The sequence below is a fragment of the Paenimyroides ummariense genome, assembly GCF_900115115.1.
In the GTDB taxonomy this organism is placed as follows: Bacteria; Bacteroidota; Bacteroidia; order Flavobacteriales; family Flavobacteriaceae; genus Flavobacterium; species Flavobacterium ummariense.
On the sequence record NZ_FOVI01000040.1, the window covers coordinates 1 to 17,065 of the forward strand.

The 17,065-nt window shown below is 33.6% G+C and carries 13 protein-coding genes and 1 rRNA gene; 9 read left to right on the forward strand and 5 right to left on the reverse strand.

Annotated features, from left to right (window positions below; translation table 11 throughout):
* Positions 1-97 precede the first annotated feature (97 nt).
* From BM253_RS16080 to BM253_RS16090, 3 genes are all read right to left on the reverse strand, one after another.
* On the reverse strand, positions 98-2,317 hold the full coding sequence (locus BM253_RS16080) for a redoxin family protein (RefSeq protein WP_091526342.1): 2,220 nt from the start codon (positions 2,315-2,317) through the stop codon (positions 98-100).
* A complete protein-coding gene (locus BM253_RS16085) occupies positions 2,314-3,228 on the reverse strand; it encodes an ABC transporter ATP-binding protein (protein ID WP_091526344.1) in 915 nt (304 codons plus the stop codon). The genes BM253_RS16080 and BM253_RS16085 overlap by 4 nt, the downstream gene beginning before the upstream one ends.
* Positions 3,229-3,314: 86 nt before the next feature.
* Positions 3,315-5,723 (reverse strand): TonB-dependent receptor, encoded by a 2,409-nt coding sequence (locus BM253_RS16090; RefSeq protein ID WP_091526346.1) that lies wholly within the window; start codon positions 5,721-5,723, stop codon positions 3,315-3,317.
* Between the two features lie 191 nt (positions 5,724-5,914).
* Here BM253_RS16090 and argS point away from each other — a divergent pair, with 191 nt between their 5' ends.
* The 7 genes from argS (at position 5,915) to BM253_RS16125 (ending at position 13,615) form a co-directional block, all read left to right on the forward strand.
* Positions 5,915-7,693, forward strand: coding sequence for an arginine--tRNA ligase (argS, locus tag BM253_RS16095; protein ID WP_091526348.1), 1,779 nt, complete (start codon positions 5,915-5,917; stop codon positions 7,691-7,693).
* Positions 7,694-7,816: 123 nt separating this feature from the next.
* Positions 7,817-8,233 (forward strand): hypothetical protein, encoded by a 417-nt coding sequence (locus BM253_RS16100; RefSeq protein WP_091526350.1) that lies wholly within the window; start codon positions 7,817-7,819, stop codon positions 8,231-8,233.
* A 125-nt stretch (positions 8,234-8,358) separates the two neighbouring features.
* The gene (gene ffh / locus BM253_RS16105; RefSeq protein ID WP_091526352.1) at positions 8,359-9,699 is read left to right on the forward strand and encodes a signal recognition particle protein; all 1,341 of its coding nucleotides are present in this window, start codon (positions 8,359-8,361) and stop codon (positions 9,697-9,699) included.
* Positions 9,700-9,846: 147 nt separating this feature from the next.
* Positions 9,847-10,731 (forward strand): bifunctional 5,10-methylenetetrahydrofolate dehydrogenase/5,10-methenyltetrahydrofolate cyclohydrolase, encoded by an 885-nt coding sequence (locus tag BM253_RS16110; RefSeq protein ID WP_091526353.1) that lies wholly within the window; start codon positions 9,847-9,849, stop codon positions 10,729-10,731.
* A 64-nt stretch (positions 10,732-10,795) separates the two neighbouring features.
* Positions 10,796-11,518, forward strand: a complete 723-nt coding sequence (locus BM253_RS16115) for an SH3 domain-containing protein (protein WP_091526355.1) — start codon at positions 10,796-10,798, stop codon at positions 11,516-11,518.
* A 14-nt stretch (positions 11,519-11,532) separates the two neighbouring features.
* Positions 11,533-11,913, forward strand: a complete 381-nt coding sequence (locus BM253_RS16120; protein WP_143095693.1) for a c-type cytochrome — start codon at positions 11,533-11,535, stop codon at positions 11,911-11,913.
* A 34-nt stretch (positions 11,914-11,947) separates the two neighbouring features.
* A complete protein-coding gene (locus tag BM253_RS16125) occupies positions 11,948-13,615 on the forward strand; it encodes a S8 family peptidase (RefSeq protein WP_177205811.1) in 1,668 nt (555 codons plus the stop codon).
* Positions 13,616-13,799: 184 nt separating this feature from the next.
* Here BM253_RS16125 and BM253_RS16130 read toward each other — a convergent pair whose 3' ends face one another.
* Positions 13,800-14,195 (reverse strand): ExbD/TolR family protein, encoded by a 396-nt coding sequence (locus BM253_RS16130; protein ID WP_091526361.1) that lies wholly within the window; start codon positions 14,193-14,195, stop codon positions 13,800-13,802.
* Entirely contained in the window at positions 14,176-14,889 is a 714-nt protein-coding gene (locus BM253_RS16135; RefSeq protein ID WP_091526363.1) for a MotA/TolQ/ExbB proton channel family protein, read from the reverse strand. Before BM253_RS16135 ends, BM253_RS16130 begins: the two co-directional genes overlap by 20 nt.
* A 124-nt stretch (positions 14,890-15,013) precedes the next feature.
* Between BM253_RS16135 and BM253_RS16140 the strand changes: the two genes are divergently transcribed.
* Positions 15,014-16,234 carry a bifunctional folylpolyglutamate synthase/dihydrofolate synthase gene (locus tag BM253_RS16140; RefSeq protein WP_091526365.1) on the forward strand — a complete coding sequence of 407 codons (1,221 nt, stop codon included), beginning with the start codon at positions 15,014-15,016 and terminating at the stop codon, positions 16,232-16,234.
* Positions 16,235-16,884: 650 nt separating this feature from the next.
* Positions 16,885-17,065 (forward strand): 16S ribosomal RNA (locus BM253_RS16145); the annotation flags it as partial.

Below are 17,065 nucleotides of genomic sequence, written 5' to 3' on the forward strand. Positions count from 1 at the left end.
AACCTCAAGTTAACAAAATTTGAGGACAATAAAAAAAATCCCCGACAAAAAACATGTCGGGGATTATACCAAAGACCTTTTTAGACAGCCTCTTTGTTTATTGTTTTTTAGGAAGAACCTGATCCAGCATAACTTTAAAGTTAGCATCGTCTGGGAAAGGAAAATTACTGTTGATTATTTTTCCTTCAGGATCAATGAAAATAAAGCGTGGAATAGAGCTTAATCGGTAAAAATCATTTAAAGCTTTTTGATTTTTTGCATATAACTGTATTACATTTTTATCGTTTAATTTTACTTTTTTACGCCAAGCACTTTCTTTTTGATCGATACTTAACGAAACAAACACTACATCGCCGCGTTTATTATATTCAATAGCGTGTTTTTCAAAATAATCTGCCTGATAAATACACGGACCACACCAACTTGCCCAAAAATCTAAAACAACAAATTTACCTTTGTAATCTGCAAGGTTTTTTGGTTGATTGTCAGTCGTTATTGCTTCAAATGCCAGCGCCTTGCTACCTATTGTTAAGCGTTTTTTATCATTGATGAATTTTGAATAGTAAGTATGCGTTCGCTGGTCTTTTATAAGAGGAAGAAACAATTCTTCGTAACGATTTATTTCGTTTAAATCATTCACATTTGGAAGCTTGTCTTCTAAAATAATTTTTGCCAATTGCGTTTCCAAAGTCGGGTTCTTCAAACTACCCAGACCGTTTCTGTATTTCGTTAAAATATCTCCGTCAGAAGTATCTTTACTTAACAATTCGTAAATTTTAAAACGGTAATACTCTGTATTTTCCGCTTTTGCTATAAAATCTTCGTTTGGTTTAAAATCAATGTTTAAAACATCCTGAATACTCTTGTCTTTATATTCGTTTTTTGGATTAGATCTTACTAAAGCATCCTTATATTGCATCCAAATTAAATTGTATTTGTAATATAATTCGTTCTTAATAATTTCGGTATAATCATCTCTTATAACATAATTATCGCTTGTATGGAACTTATTTACTGTTTTTAAATCCTTCTTATAACTGTCTTTTAAAAGCATAATAATAAGTTCGGCATTGTCTTCACTTCCTTTATCGGCTAATTGTTTAATATAACCAAGATCGTCGCCAAGTTTTACATTTAACGAGTTTTCTGCTAAACGCGTTCCTAAAATTTTAAAGTCTTGACCTTTAGTTTCGTCTGGAAACTGAATTTCTACTACATCATTTTTAGAGAGCAAAACAGATGCCTGTGCTTCTCCTTTATCACTCCACCAAGCCAAACGGTATTTTTTCAAAGGCAAATCATCTATAATAACCTTATGGAAATGGTTGCCTTTTACTTCAATGGTTTGTAAGGTATCGTTCATTGTTCCATCTAAAAGATAAATCGTACTAATCATAGAATTTTCTGGAACTGTACCTTTAATAACTGTTTCGTTGCTTTGCAGTATTTGAGTAGGATGGTTCACATATAAAAAAAAGCCAAACAATACCAATACAGGTACGGCATAATTAATTAAAACAGAACTTTTATTAGTAATCCACCATTTTTTATTTTTATATACATACCAAAAAGTAGCAATAAACAAAATGATTACCATGGCAATAATACTTAAATATTCGTTGTAAGTAAACCAATAGCCTAAATCGCTTTGTACGTTAATACTATTTTCTAAGATTATTGTGGGAAACCACTTAGGTAATAATTTAAGAAAGGTTAGTATAGGTGCTACAAGTAACAAACCAAAACCAATAATAATTGATATAAATATATTTGAAAAGCGTACCGAAACTACATAAATAAGTGCCAATAAAAATGCAGTTCCTAAGGTTAAGCTTAAGGTAATTTGTAATAAAAACAACCAGTCAATATTTAAGATATACAAATCGTTTTTAGGGTTAAGCAGGTAACTTAATAAACTTGATGCAACAATACTTAGCATAAACAAAATAATACTATAAAAGCAAATTTGGTAAGCTTTAAAAAATTTTGCATTAAATAAATATGCTCTTTTCACCGGCTGCGTTTCCATTAGCTGCCAAGTGTTATTTTTATGTTCTAACTGTGCAATTCTAGAAGCAGTTACAATAATTATTAGCGGATAAAACAAACCAATAAATGGTTTTACTGCTAAATTATAAGTATCAAAAAAGATATAAACTGGATCGGTAGCTTCTGCTTTTTCAGTAAAATATTTGTAAATACTTACGCCAGTACTTATTAAAAACGGAATTACAGCTAATATGAATGCAGTAGTACGAATGCCCGAGTGTTTAAGTTTTATATTTTCGGCTGCAAAAGCTTTAAAAAATTTCATCATAGTGTTTTTATTTGTTTAGTTAAATCAATAAACCATTCTTCTAAACCGCCTTGTGGTTGAATTTTATAAACCGATACATTGTGTTGTGCTAAAAAGTTAACGAAAGTCGGAATTTCTTCTTTGCTTGAAAATTTAAGTTGAATTTCGTTTTCGCTAATCTGAACACAATCATCATAATTTTGTTTGATAAGATTTAAATGTTGATCTAAATTACCAACTTCAACCAAAATAGAAGCATGACTGTTCTTTGCTTTTAAATCGCTCATTGTACCTTGAAACTGAAGAATTCCGTTGTACAAAATACCAACGTGTGTACACAGTTTTTCAACTTCGGCTAAAATATGGCTCGATATAAAAATGGTAATGCCTTTTTCGCGATTCAGTTTTTGAAGCAACAAACGCATTTCTATGATTCCTTGTGGATCCAATCCGTTTACGGGTTCATCTAAAATCAATAATTTAGGATCGTTAATCAATGCCATTGCAATGCTTAAACGCTGCTTCATTCCCAACGAATATTTTTTAGATTTAATGTTTTTAGCATGATCTAACCCTACCAAATCTAACACTTCGTTAAATTTAGACTCGTCGGTATTCTGCAATTTTGCAACAAATTTTAAATGTTCCAACCCGGTTAAATGCCCGTACAAAGTAGGAGTTTCAATAATACAGCCAATTTGCGAGAAGGCGAAAGGAAGTTGTTCTTCTAAAGGTTTTCCGAATAATGAAATTTGCCCTGGATTTTGCTCACCCAATAACCCTGTTATCAATCGAATAGTAGTTGATTTTCCTGCGCCGTTTGGTCCTAAAAATCCGTAAATGCTTTTTTCGGGAACTTGTATCGATACTTTATCTAATAGTTTGTGATACTTGTTGAACTGAAAGCTCAGTTCATGTGTTTCTATGATCATTTTTAAGAATTTGGTTAAATACGAAAATAAGATTTTTTAACAGAATAAAAAAACCGACTGAATTTTCACTCAATCGGCTGGTGTTTTTAGAAGAATCCTCCTGATTTTTGAACCTCGTTGTTATCGCGGGCTTTACGTTGTAATGCTCGGTTTTTCCCAGATCCGAACATGTATTGGAAACCGACAAATAACGATTGGCTTTCCCATGTAAAGTTTCCTGTTTGGCGGTAAGGGGCATCGCCTTCAAATTGAGCTCTCATATTGTTAAAGATATCGTTGAAACGTAAACTTACATTAGCTGTGTTTTCCCAGAAACTGTAACGAACGCCGGCATCAATTTTATACATTGCTTTCATAGTACCGTTTACGCCCACAGCATCGCCACGATAAAAACCAAATAACGATGCACGTAATTGGTTGGTAATTTTAAAGTTGTTGTTTAAACGGCTGTTAAACACGCCGTTGTTAACTTCGCGCTGCTGTAATTCGGCTTCGTTTGTATCCGGATTTAAAACCGTAACAATACCACGTTGGTTTCTGTAATAATATTCCACACTTGGTTGTACATCCCACCATTTGGTAAGTTTGTAGTTTGCAGAAAGTTCGGCACCATAAGCAGTAGCTTCGTCAAAGTTGCCGTAGCTCATAACCATTTTTCTTTCTGCAATAGCTTCAGGTGAACTTGTATCTAAATAAAACGTACGTTCAATTGGGTCGTTAATCATGCGGTAATAAGCTCCCAAAGTTGCACTTCCTTTCACACCCAATACTTTTGTGTAGTTAAATTCAACCGAATTGGTAAATTGTGGACGTAATTCCGGATTACCGATTTGTACCACACGCGGCGTACTGTAATCGCGAATTGGTCTGGTTTGCCAAACATTCGGACGATCTACACGGCGGCTTGCGCTAATTTGGAAGAAATCAGTCTGAGTAGGAGTATAGCTTAAAAATGCCGATGGATACACTGTTAAATAATCATCTTTAAAATTCGCCGCTTCCGAAGCAATAAGATAATCGGCTTCTACATTGTATTTTTCCAATCGGGCACCAATTTGATAGCCCCATTTATCGAACTTCGAACCAAAAGTTGCGTAAGCCGATGCAATATCCATTTTGTATTCAAAATCGGTTTGGTTACCAATAATGTTGGTCGTTCTGTAGGTATTATCAATCGTAGTGGTACGATATTCTGCACCAACTTCTAACTTGGTTTTTTCATTGAACGGATGTACGTAATCTAAATTCGCCTGCACCGCATCAACCGTATTGTTGCTGTTATCGTTGTAATTTGTTGGCGAATTTCCTGCAATACCGAAGTTTCCGTTTTGGTCGTCGTTGGTTTTGCTGTAATTCACTTCAAAATCTAAGGTTTGACCTGCTTTTGCAAATAATTTTTTATAGGCAGCATTGTAAATTTGCGATTTATTTGCGCCTTCGTATTGATCGGTTTGTAACAACAACGGACTGCTTGGGTACGAAATGGTATTGTCAACCGTTCCAATTCCATCAGCATAGGTTTGGTTGGTGTATAACGAAAACGTGTTTTTATCGTTCGCATAAATATCAAAACCAACTTTAAAAGTGTGTACTTTATTATCGTTTACAATATCGAAAATTTGCTGGCTGTTATCGTCTAACTGCGTCATTACACCGCCGTTCAAGGTTTTTTGATCCGAATAATTGTAGTTTCCAAAAAAGTTTACTTTTCCTTTGCGGTAGTTTAAATCAATCCCTTGGTTAAATTTTGGAACTCTTGCAAACGTAATATTTCCGTTGTAGCTTCCGTTAAAACCATCCTGCATGTTTTTCTTCAATACAAAATTGATCATACCACTCATACCTTCCGGATTGTATTTTGCGGACGGATTGGTAATCAACTCAATTTTATCTATTGAATTAGAAGGAATCTGCTTTAACAACGTTTTAGGATCTAAATGCGTAGGTTTTCCATCAATCAAAACACGAACATTTTCGTTTCCGCGCATAGAAATATTTCCATCTTGATCAACGTTTACCGACGGAATATTGTTCATGATATCCGATGCTGTTGCCCCTGCGGTAGATAAATCTTTCCCTACACGAATCACTTTACGGTCAACGAGCTGCTCCATGGTGCTGCGTTCTGCGTTTATCACAACGGCATCTAAAACTTCTTCGTCCACTTCTAAAGAAATCATTCCAAGATCAATCGTTTTTTCGGTCGATAAATCAATCGTATTCTTGTAGGTTTTAAAACCGATATATTCTACCGAAACTTCCACTTGAGAATTTGGAAGGTTGGTAATTGTGAACGATCCGTCTTCGTCAGTCAAATCGCCCGAAATAATTTGACCGTTTGCCGAAATAGCTACCGATGCAAAACCAACCGCATTTTTGGTCGATTTTTCGGAAACTTTTCCTTTCACGGTTCCGTTACCTGTCGCCGGTTGTTGCGCCCATGAGCTAACCGATACAGCCAAAAGCAACGATAAGGTTAAATACTTCTTTTTCATTTTTGTCTTTATTTTGTAAGATTTTTAGCGTTCACCAAAATAGGTTGCTGCTTAATTTATTGTTTGATGAATTAGTGTGCGGTTGATTTAAAATGTTACACCCAAATAAAAAAAAATTCTGCACCGTGTTTTAGTAAATTAAAAGCCGCCGAAAAGTTTTATCTTTGCACCTTAATTAAAAATTTAAAACAATGTCTTTACAAGAAATTTTAACGCCGTACATTAAGCAAGCAGTTCAACAATTGTTCGATTTAACAATCGACCGAGTGGAATTTCAGGCTACGCGCAGGGATTTTGAAGGAGACGTTACAATGGTGGTTTTTCCGTTGGTAAAACAGTTAAAGGGAAATCCTGCCGAAATAGGAAACAAAATAGGCGAGTACCTTGTAGAAAATGTTGATTTGGTTACAAAATTCAACGTGGTACAAGGCTTTTTAAATATTGTTATTAGCGACAGTTATTACAGCCAGTTTTTTAATTCTATTTTAGAGAATAAATCATACGGATACCAACAAACCAACAGTGATACAAAAGCGGTAATGGTAGAATATGCGTCGCCAAACACCAATAAACCTTTGCATTTAGGGCATGTTCGTAATGTTTTGTTAGGATATTCTGTAGCCGAAATTTTAAAAGCTTCGGGCAAAAAAGTATACAAAACACAGGTGATTAACGATCGTGGAATTCATATCTGCAAATCGATGTTGGCTTGGGAAAAATTCGGAAACAACGAAACGCCGGAATCTACCGGATTAAAAGGCGATAAGCTGGTTGGCAATTATTATGTAGAATTTGATAAAGCGTATAAAGAAGAAATCAATCAGTTAATAGAAAAAGGATTAACCGAAGACGAAGCTAAAAAACAAGCTCCTTTAATGTTAGAAGCTCAAGAAATGCTTCGTAAATGGGAAGCAGGCGATGAGCAGGTTGTGGCGCTTTGGGAGAAAATGAACAGTTGGGTTTATGCCGGTTTTGAAGCGACTTATAAAAACATAGGAGTAGATTTTGACTGTAATTATTACGAAAGCAATACCTATTTGTTAGGGAAAGATGTGGTTGAAGAAGGTTTAGCAAAAGGAATTTTCTATAAAAAAGAAGATAATTCGGTTTGGATTGATTTAACACCAGATGGATTAGACGAAAAATTAGTGTTGCGTTCAGACGGAACTTCGGTTTACATGACGCAGGATATTGGAACGGCAATTCAGCGTGTAAAAGATTTTCCTGATGTTGGCGGAATGGTTTACACTGTTGGGAACGAACAAGATTACCATTTTAAAGTGTTGTTTCTGATACTTAAAAAACTGGGTTACGATTGGGCTGAACATTTGTATCATTTATCGTATGGAATGGTTGATTTACCTTCGGGAAAAATGAAATCGCGTGAAGGAACCGTTGTTGATGCCGATGATTTAATGAACGATATGACCGTTACTGCCAAAGAAATTTCGGAAGAATTAGGTAAGTTAGAAGGTTTGTCGAACGAAGAAAAAGACAGTCTGCATAAAATGATTGGTTTGGGCGCTTTGAAATATTATATTTTAAAGGTGGATCCTAAAAAGCGTATTTTGTTTGATACTAAAGAGTCTGTAGATTTTGCAGGAAACACAGGACCTTTTATCCAATACACTTATGCACGTATTCAGTCTATTTTACGTAAAGCTGATTTTGACTATTCACAAGATATCCAAATAGAAAAATTACATGAAAAGGAAAAAGAACTAATTAAAAACTTAGCGCAGTTTCCTGAAGTAATTCAGCAGGCAGCAAAAACATATAGTCCGGCATTAATCGCCAACTATACCTACGATTTGGTTAAAGAATACAACTCTTTTTATCAGTCGGTTTCTATTTTAGGAGAAGAAGATCACGACAAAAAAGTATTCCGAGTACAATTATCAGACAAAGTAGGGCAAACCATTAAAAATGCTTTTGCTTTACTGGGAATTAATGTTCCAAACAGAATGTAAAATATAAAATGCCGTTCGTTAGAGCGGCATTTTTATTAGTAGATACTGTCCTTCCAGCGTAGTGGAGAAGTATTTTTTGTCCTAAATTTTTATTATTTTTAGAATTCTAAAAAAGAAATATTTATGAAATGGACTTATTTAATTTTGAATTGGCTTTCCGTTTTGATAGGCTCTCCTATATTGGTAACATTTGTAATATTTATTATTGGTAGTATAAAAGTTGATATTGTACATGGGATAGATGTTGCTGGAACTTGGGTTGGGTTAACTATTTTTTATTTTATTTTTTTCTATTTCAAAATTATACCATTTTTAATTCTTTATATCATCACTTATCTAATTTTTCGGAAATTCTTATATAGCACGATGTTAGCTAAAGGTATTTTAATGATGATTTTGCTTGTTGCAATATTCATTAATTTTTATCAGTTTTATGATGATAAGGGTTTTATACTTATAAGTTTAGGTTATTATTTACCAGTAATTGCTTCGGGAATATTTATAGAGTTAAAAGATGATAAAAAGTTTTTTGGAATATAGTTCTTACTTTCTCTAATAAACATTTTTAGTTTAGAATGCGCTAGCATTTATCATCTAACAAACAAAATCTTGACACATCTTCTACTTTATTGTATATTTGCCCTTTAGTTTCAATAAGAAAAAGTATGTTCGATAATTTAAGCGATAAACTAGACAAAGCCTTTCATATATTAAAAGGTCACGGAAAAATTACAGAAGTTAACGTTGCCGAGACTTTAAAAGAAGTACGTCGTGCGTTGTTAGATGCCGACGTTAACTTTAAAATTGCCAAAGATTTTACCAATAAAGTAAAAGAAAAAGCAATTGGTCAAGACGTTTTAACAACCCTGCAACCAGGTCAGTTAATGGTTAAAATCGTAAAAGACGAATTAATCGAATTAATGGGTGGCGATGCTGTTGGTGTAAATCTTTCGGGAAATCCAACGGTAATTTTAATGTCGGGTTTACAAGGTTCTGGTAAAACAACTTTTTCCGGAAAACTGGCAAACTTCTTAAAAACTAAAAAAACAAAGAAACCGTTATTGGTTGCCTGTGATATTTACCGTCCTGCGGCAATTAACCAGTTGCATGTTGTGGGAGATCAAATTGGCGTTGAGGTTTATTCTGAACCTGAAAACAAAAATGCGGTTTCTATTGCAACAAATGCGATTGAGCATGCCAAGAAAAATGGATTCAACGTGGTGATTGTCGATACTGCTGGTCGTTTGGCAATTGATGAAGAAATGATGAACGAAATTGCAAACGTTCACGCAGCCATTAAACCACACGAAACTTTGTTTGTTGTAGATTCTATGACAGGGCAAGATGCTGTTAATACTGCTAAAGCTTTTAATGATCGTTTGAATTTTGACGGAGTTATCTTAACAAAGTTAGATGGTGATACTCGTGGTGGAGCTGCAATTTCTATTAAATCGATTGTAAACAAACCTATCAAATTTATTGGTACGGGCGAAAAAATGGATGCGATTGATGTGTTTTACCCAGATCGTATGGCAGATCGTATTTTGGGAATGGGTGACGTTATTTCGTTAGTAGAACGTGCACAAGCTCAGTACGATGAAGAAGAAGCAAGAAAGCTTCAGAAGAAAATCGCTAAAAACGAATTTGGTTTCGATGACTTCTTAAGTCAAATTCAACAGGTTAAGAAAATGGGATCTATGAAAGATCTTGTTGGAATGATTCCTGGAGTTGGTAAAGCAATGAAAGATATCGAAATTGAAGACGATGCTTTTAAACATATCGAAGCAATTATCCATTCTATGACTCCGGCAGAACGTAAAAAACCAACTTTGTTAGACGCTAAACGTAAACAGCGTATTGCAAAAGGTTCGGGAACCGATATTCAGCAGGTAAATCAATTGTTGAAACAATTCGATCAAATGAGCAAAATGATGAAGATGATGCAAGGAGCACAAGGTAAAAATCTTATGCGTATGATGGGGCAGATGAAAGGCATGGGAATGTAATAGATTGCCAATCGAAAGTCAAAAATTTAAAATAAACATCTTGTCACTTCGAGCGTAGTCAAGAAGTCCAAAAAATAAATCCTAATAAAATCAAACCTGCAAGGTTTTAAAATCTTGTAGTTTTTTAAATTCCTAAACAACACAACAATGCAATTATTAGACGGTAAAAAAGTATCGGAAGAAATTAAAAACGAAATTGCTTCCGAAGTAGCTCAAATTAAAGCACGCGGTGAGAAAGTACCACATTTAGCTGCTGTTTTGGTTGGTAGCAACGGTGCAAGTTTAACTTATGTGGGTAGTAAAGTAAAAACTTGCGAAAAAATTGGTTTTGATTCTACCTTGGTTTCGTTGCCCGAAGAAACTACAGAAGAAGAACTTTTGGCTAAAATCTATGAACTGAATAATAATGACGATATCGACGGATTTATCGTTCAATTGCCTTTGCCAAAGCATATTGATGAACAAAAGGTTTTAAACGCTGTTGATCCTGATAAAGATGTTGATGGTTTTCATCCTGAAAACTTCGGACGTATGGCATTGGAATTGGAATCGTTCATTCCTGCAACACCTTTCGGAATTTTACAGTTGTTAGAACGTAACAAAATCGAAACAAAAGGTAAAAATGTAGTAGTTATTGGTCGATCTAATATTGTTGGTAAACCCATGAGTTTGTTAATGAGCCGCAAAGCGTATCCGGGAAATGCAACCGTTACCTTAACGCATTCTGCAACGCAAAATATAGAAGAAATAACTCGTGAAGCCGATATTGTAATTACCGCATTGGGAGTTCCTGAGTTTTTAAAAGCAGAAATGATTAAAGAAGGCGCTGTGATTGTTGATGTTGGAATTACCCGTGTTGCCGATGACACCAATGCAAAAGGTTACGTAATTAAAGGCGATGTGGCTTTTAACGAAGTTGCCGAAAAAGCATCGTGGATTACACCGGTTCCAGGTGGTGTTGGTCCAATGACCATTGCCATGTTAATGAAAAATACGTTGATTGCAAGAGAACGCAGAGCAAAGAAGAAATAAATTATATGAAACCATCTTTTTAAGGTGGTTTTTTTATGGTAAATTAGATCAATAGTGCAATTTTATGAAAAGAATAATTGTTTTAATTTTATTGTTGATACCCTATTTTAATTATGCGCAGTTTGCAATAATTAAAGATACCGACGGTTATGTTAATGTGCGTGAAAAAGCAAACGCTAAAGCAAAAATTGTAGGAAAAATTAAAGACAACGATATTGTTTATTTAAATCCCGATGAATTTTCAGTTAGCAATTGGTTGTATGTGTTTTATGAAAATAATGCACAAGATCAAATTACAGGTTATATACATTCTTCAAGATTAAAATTGGTCTCGGACTTTAAGAAAATAGAATACCAAAAATCTGCAGATAATACGGTTTTTTTTAAGAATGATATAGAAAAAATAGAAGTAGAAATTGCTATTCAAACATTTAATTCCACAAAAAATAGTACTAAGTTTAGTAAAAAAGACGGGTTTTATTACGCCTATAAAAATAAACCCATTTGGGGAACCGATGGTGGTTTGCCAAATAGTTCTTACAAGTTTATTAAGGTTAAAATCAAAGGAAAAGATTTAGAAGTTCCACAAGAATTATTAGAAAATTTGTTTCAACCAACAATTATTGAACAAGCAAATGATTTCAAATATATCGAGATTAATTATGATAAAAAAAAGGATGTTTTGTATATAAGTTCATTAAATTCTGATGGTGCCGGAAGTTATGTTGTTTTATTTATTTTTGAAAAAAGTACATTTAAAGAATTAAAAACAATAATTCCTTTTTAAATTGAACAATTTGTATGATGAAAAAAATTATAGTTATGATAATCCCTTTTCTTCTCATTTGTTGTAATCGTTCTAAAGAAGATAATAGAAATTTACTAATAGAATACAACTCACAAAAATTTGAAAAAACAGGCGAAATTCTTTATTCAAAATTTTGTTTGGAATGTCATGGTTCTAAAGAAGCCAACGATAATTTTCTAGCGGGAAATATTCAAAATAACAAATACGAATTATCTTTTTTAAGGGATTATATCAATCATCAAGACAGCTTAATTCAACATAAAAATGAATTGGCTATCAAAATTAAAGATGAATGGAGTAATAATGACTACATTCATCATTTTAAAATGACAGATAAAGAGATAAAAGCGGTTGTTTATTATCTTAAGAAATAATAAATATATGGTTACTTTTTTTATTAAATTTAACATGAGAAAAAAAATACTTTTAATTTTAGTTGTGATAGCTGGTTTTAATAGTTACGCACAAAACCGAAAAGGACAATTTAAATTGTTAAATCAAGAAAAGCACCAACTATTAGTTTCTTTTGAAGTTCCAGAACAAGCGCAAGAAATTATAGATTATTATTATGAAAACAACAAAGAATTTAAAAATTTTGTAGATACTAATAAACTTCAAATAGAAGTTGCTTTTCAATGGAACGATGAACATTTTAATAAGCTGAGAGAAGATGCTATAAGATATTCTGAAAGCGATGAAGCAGTATTGGTTTTAAAAGGATTGTATGTTGTTAATAACGATTTACCTAATAATGAATTATACAAATTGGCAGAACAATTAGAAGGTTTTTCATTTGTACGTTATGCTGAACTAAATTCACTAACACCTATTGCACCACCTTCAGTAGATATTCCGCCAACAACACCTAATTATTTTCAAAACCAAACCTACATTCAAGCAAATCCTGGAGTTAATATGCAATATGCATGGAATCAAGGTGTGTTTGGTCAAGGTATTCGTGTGCGTGATGTGGAATATGGTATGTCTGTTACACATGAAGAACTAACAGATCCTAAATTTTCTAACCAATTACCAATCAGTTCACTTGTAAATTTAAGTTGGTTAGATCACGGAACAGCAACAGCTGGAGTTGTTGCAGCACACAACGGTACATACGGGGTAACGGGTATGCAGCATGGAATTTCTGAATTTAAAGTCTTTCCAGAATATACAACAAGTGGCTATGACAGGTTGTTTGCAATTAATTCGGCTATAAGTGCATCTGTTGCGGGAGATGTAATTTTGTATGAAATGCAAACAGGAGGTGTGAATTCAACAACAAATTCTCCTAATTATGTTCCTGCAGAATATGTAAATAGTATTTGGGACGCTACCAAAGCTGCTACAACAGCAGGCATTCATATTGTGGCTGCAGCCGGAAACGGAGGTCAAAATTTAGATAGTACTGCTTACAGTTCATACATGAATCGGGGCGATTCGGGAGCTTTAATGGTTGGTGCAGGTAGCAATAATACTACTCACAGTAGATTAAATTTTAGCACCTATGGGCAACGTGTAAATGTACAAGGTTGGGGAATGGGGGTTCTTACTTCAGGTTATGGCGATTATGCTATGTTAGCAAATGATCCAAACCAATCATATACAATGTTTAGCGGAACAAGCTCTGCAACACCCGTTGTTGCTAGTTGTGTAATAGCATTATTGTCTCGAGCAAAAGCATCGAATTATGATTTGTCGCCTACAGAAATACGTACCATTTTAACCACAACAGGTATCGCCCAAGGAGGTAATACCAGTACACATATTGGTCCCTTCCCAAATATGCAGGCTGCTTTTACTTTTTTAGATAATTATTTGTTATCAACCAATAAAGTCGATGCAATTCCAATGAACGTGTTTCCAAACCCAGCTAGCAATGAATTATTTGTTACATTTCCAACAGATTATTCTACAAACGAAATTTCTATTTACGACGCTGTAGGAAGACAAGTGTATTACCAGAAAAATTATATTAGTAACAGTTCTATAAATGTTTCTTCATTTAAAAGTGGAATGTATATTTTAAAAATGAAATCAAATAATGCTGAACAATCTAAAAAAATTGTAATAAAATAATTACTAAAATTATCTCCCTTTGCAGAGGGTTATTTTTTTAGGCTTTTAGTCAATTTAATTCCTTTAATAATTTTTATTAACTTACTTGGCTTATATTGCAATAATTGCAAACGAAAGAATTCTAATATTAAGCAGAAACAGATAAGAATTAAAAAAACTCCCGATCAGCTGATCAGGAGTTTTTTTAGTTTTTATTGGTAGCAATTACAAACTTAAGATTGTTCTTAACACCAATTTGTAAAACGTTTACTAAATCTTGTACCTGTAAGTTGTAAGGAATTCTAACAACAACAGTTTGAGTTTTATCTCCGCCAAGTTTCGCTAACAAATGCGCTTCTAAATCTTGCGGATTAACAGGTTCTTTATCAATGAAAAACTCTTTATTTTCGTTAACAGATAAAGTTATTAGCTGTTTGTTTGTTTTTTCTGTTGATTCTGCTTTAGGTAATGTCATTTTAATAACATTTGGGTTGGCTAAAGTAGATATGATAATAAAAAAAAGTAACAGAAAAAACATGATGTCGCTTAACGATGAGGTTGCAACTTCAGCATGAAATCTTCTACTTCTCTTTATGGCCATTTGGTCTCTGTATTATGTTAATGAATTTTAAAATGATTTTTTGCGACTGTAGAGCAAAACCATCAATTTTTCCGTTTAAAAGGTGGTACGCTGCATATGCAATAATACCAACAATTAATCCGGCACCACTACTAATCATTTTTTCGTACAAACCACCAGAAATATTGGCAATACTAATATTTTCGGTAATAGATATGTTATAGAAAATTTTAATAACCCCCGAAATGGTTCCAACGAAACCTAAAGTAGGTGCAATACCGGCAATAGTTCCCAAATGGTTCAGTTTTTTCTCCATATTGGCAATTTCAATATTGGTTACTTTCTCCATGTTTGATTCAATTTCCGAAATGGGTCTTCCAATAGTCAATAAACCTTCATGTAAAACTTTAGATTCTGCTGTGTTTTCGCGTTGAACCGATGCTACTGCCAAATCCAGATTACCCGAATTAAGTTGGGTTTTCAAAGAATCCATTAATCCTTCGCTTGTTTTTTTTGCAGATTTTTGAATGTAGAAGTATCTTTCAAAAGTTAGATAAATGGTGTAAATAAAAAGTATTACAATAGGTATTAAAAACACACCGCCTTTCATTACAAACTCAAACAGAGAAAGTTCCTTGGTTGTGGTAACGTTTTCTATAACAGCCTGTGTGGTTTGTGTTAAACTGTCTGGTGCAGCTTGTAAAAAAAATGTCATCATAAAGTTTTATTTAACGCGTAAAAAAATGATTTTTGTAGATTAATATTTCAAAACAATTATTTGTGCTAAATAATGAAAAAAATATTACATATTAAATTATTATAACCAAAATTTGGTATATATGAATAAGTATCAAGATACAATTGATTGGATGTTTACGCAACTGCCAATGTTTCAGCGAATAGGCTCAAGTGCTTTTAAAAAAGATTTAACCAATACGCTTAAAATTGCGGCTCATTTAAACCATCCCGAGCGCAATTTTAAAACCGTTCACGTGGGCGGAACTAACGGTAAAGGTTCCACATCGTCTTTAATTGCGTCTGTTTTGCAAGAAGCTGGTTTTAAGGTTGGTTTATATACATCGCCGCATTTGGTTGATTTTCGTGAGCGCATCCGTATAAATGGCGAACAAATTTCTAAAGAATTTGTTGTTGATTTTATCGAAAACAATAATTCGTTTCTAGAAACTAATAAATTGAGTTTCTTTGAAATGACAGTTGGTATGGCTTTTCAGTATTTTTCTGAACAAAAAGTCGATGTAGCCATTATAGAAGTCGGTTTGGGCGGTCGCTTAGATTCCACCAACATCATCACTCCTTTATTAAGTGTTATTACCAATATTGGTTGGGATCACATGAATTTATTAGGAAATACGCTGGAAGAAATCGCTTTTGAAAAGGCAGGAATCATTAAAGAAAACATTCCTGTTGTTATTGGCGAATTTACTGATGAAACCAAGAAAGTATTTGAAAATGAAGCTAAATTGAAAAATGTTCCTATTTATTTTGCTTCGACAATTGATGATATTCCCGAGTTAGATTCCGATTTAAAAGGAAATTACCAACTTCATAATAAGAAAACCGCATATCAGGCAATACAATTATTAAAGAATCATTTTGAAATTTCTAATGATGCTATTGTAAAAGGATTTTTAAATGTTGAAAAAAATACCGGTTTAAAAGGAAGATGGACAGTTTTGTCTGAAAAACCTTTGATTGTTGCCGATACCGCTCATAACAAAAACGGACTCGAAATAGTAATGCAGCAGGTTCATCAGCAAAAATTCGATAAACTATTTATGGTCTTTGGTGTAGTAAACGATAAAGACATCGATTCCATTTTGCCTTATTTGCCTAAAAATGCCGAATATTTTGTTGCCAAACCAAATGTTCCCCGTGGGTTATATGCGGTCGTTTTAAAAGATAAGTTAACTCAAAACGGATTCAACGCAACAGCTTTTAATTCCATAGCCGAAGCTTTAAATCACGCAAAACAAAAAGCTTCTATTAATGATATGATATATATTGGCGGAAGTACTTTTGTAGTTGCAGAAGTGGTTTAAAGTATTTTGGGCGTTCCCCGCCTTTTAATGGGCGGGTCGGGCTTTTCGCTCATAGCTTTTGTGGCATTTAAGCCACAAAAGGCTATCTGCTATAATCCCTAACGCAAATTCAGCTTCATTAAATCATCACAATTATGTACAAAATATTCTAATAAAAGTTTAATAGTTGCTGTTTTGTTGGTTTTAAAACTTCATCTTGACCTCTTCAAAATGTTAAAATATATTTCTAACCACCTAACACTAAGCTAACAAAAAAATAACAATAAAAAAAGATTAAAAATAATTAGGATAGCATAAAAAAGCGGTGGTATATTTGCACCGTTGAAAACAAAAACGTTCTTAAAAAGATTAGGAAACACAGATAAATTTATAAAAAATAAATTTGGATTTGATGTAAAAAAGATTGTAGTTTTGCAATCCGTTTCGGAAACGAAACAGGAAGCAAAAGTTCTTTAAAAATCAGGTTTAAATTTTTTTGAAAATTAAATTTGTGAGAATCAAAAAGAAGTTTTACTTTTGCAACCGCTTTGAGAGACAAGCGAGGGAAAGAAATAAGTTCATAGACATATTGGATTAACAGAAAATTAAAGAGTAAGGGCTTTTAGGTAACTAAGAGGTCTTGAACAACACATCAAAAATATAAAAAAAATACGATGAAGAGTTTGATCCTGGCTCAGGATGAACGCTAGCGGCAGGCCTAACACATGCAAGTCGAGGGGTAGTTGTCTTCGGACAATGAGACCGGCGCACGGGTGCGTAACGCGTATGCAATCTACCTTATACTAAGGGATAGCCCAGAGAAATTTGGATTAATACCTTATAGTTAATTAA

What these genes read in the sequence shown, in the direction of transcription:
- BM253_RS16140 (WP_091526365.1), top strand. Translation starts at nt 15,014, where the DNA reads ATGAATAAGTATCAAGATACAATTGATTGGATGTTTACGCAACTGCCA.
- BM253_RS16120 (WP_143095693.1), top strand. Translation starts at nt 11,533, where the DNA reads ATGATGAAAAAAATTATAGTTATGATAATCCCTTTTCTTCTCATTTGT.
- BM253_RS16110 (WP_091526353.1), top strand. Translation starts at nt 9,847, where the DNA reads ATGCAATTATTAGACGGTAAAAAAGTATCGGAAGAAATTAAAAACGAA.
- BM253_RS16125 (WP_177205811.1), top strand. Translation starts at nt 11,948, where the DNA reads ATGAGAAAAAAAATACTTTTAATTTTAGTTGTGATAGCTGGTTTTAAT.
- BM253_RS16130 (WP_091526361.1), bottom strand. Translation starts at nt 14,195, where the DNA reads ATGGCCATAAAGAGAAGTAGAAGATTTCATGCTGAAGTTGCAACCTCA.
- BM253_RS16135 (WP_091526363.1), bottom strand. Translation starts at nt 14,889, where the DNA reads ATGACATTTTTTTTACAAGCTGCACCAGACAGTTTAACACAAACCACA.
- BM253_RS16090 (WP_091526346.1), bottom strand. Translation starts at nt 5,723, where the DNA reads ATGAAAAAGAAGTATTTAACCTTATCGTTGCTTTTGGCTGTATCGGTT.
- BM253_RS16085 (WP_091526344.1), bottom strand. Translation starts at nt 3,228, where the DNA reads ATGATCATAGAAACACATGAACTGAGCTTTCAGTTCAACAAGTATCAC.
- BM253_RS16100 (WP_091526350.1), top strand. Translation starts at nt 7,817, where the DNA reads ATGAAATGGACTTATTTAATTTTGAATTGGCTTTCCGTTTTGATAGGC.
- argS (WP_091526348.1), top strand. Translation starts at nt 5,915, where the DNA reads ATGTCTTTACAAGAAATTTTAACGCCGTACATTAAGCAAGCAGTTCAA.
- BM253_RS16080 (WP_091526342.1), bottom strand. Translation starts at nt 2,317, where the DNA reads ATGATGAAATTTTTTAAAGCTTTTGCAGCCGAAAATATAAAACTTAAA.
- ffh (WP_091526352.1), top strand. Translation starts at nt 8,359, where the DNA reads ATGTTCGATAATTTAAGCGATAAACTAGACAAAGCCTTTCATATATTA.
- BM253_RS16115 (WP_091526355.1), top strand. Translation starts at nt 10,796, where the DNA reads ATGAAAAGAATAATTGTTTTAATTTTATTGTTGATACCCTATTTTAAT.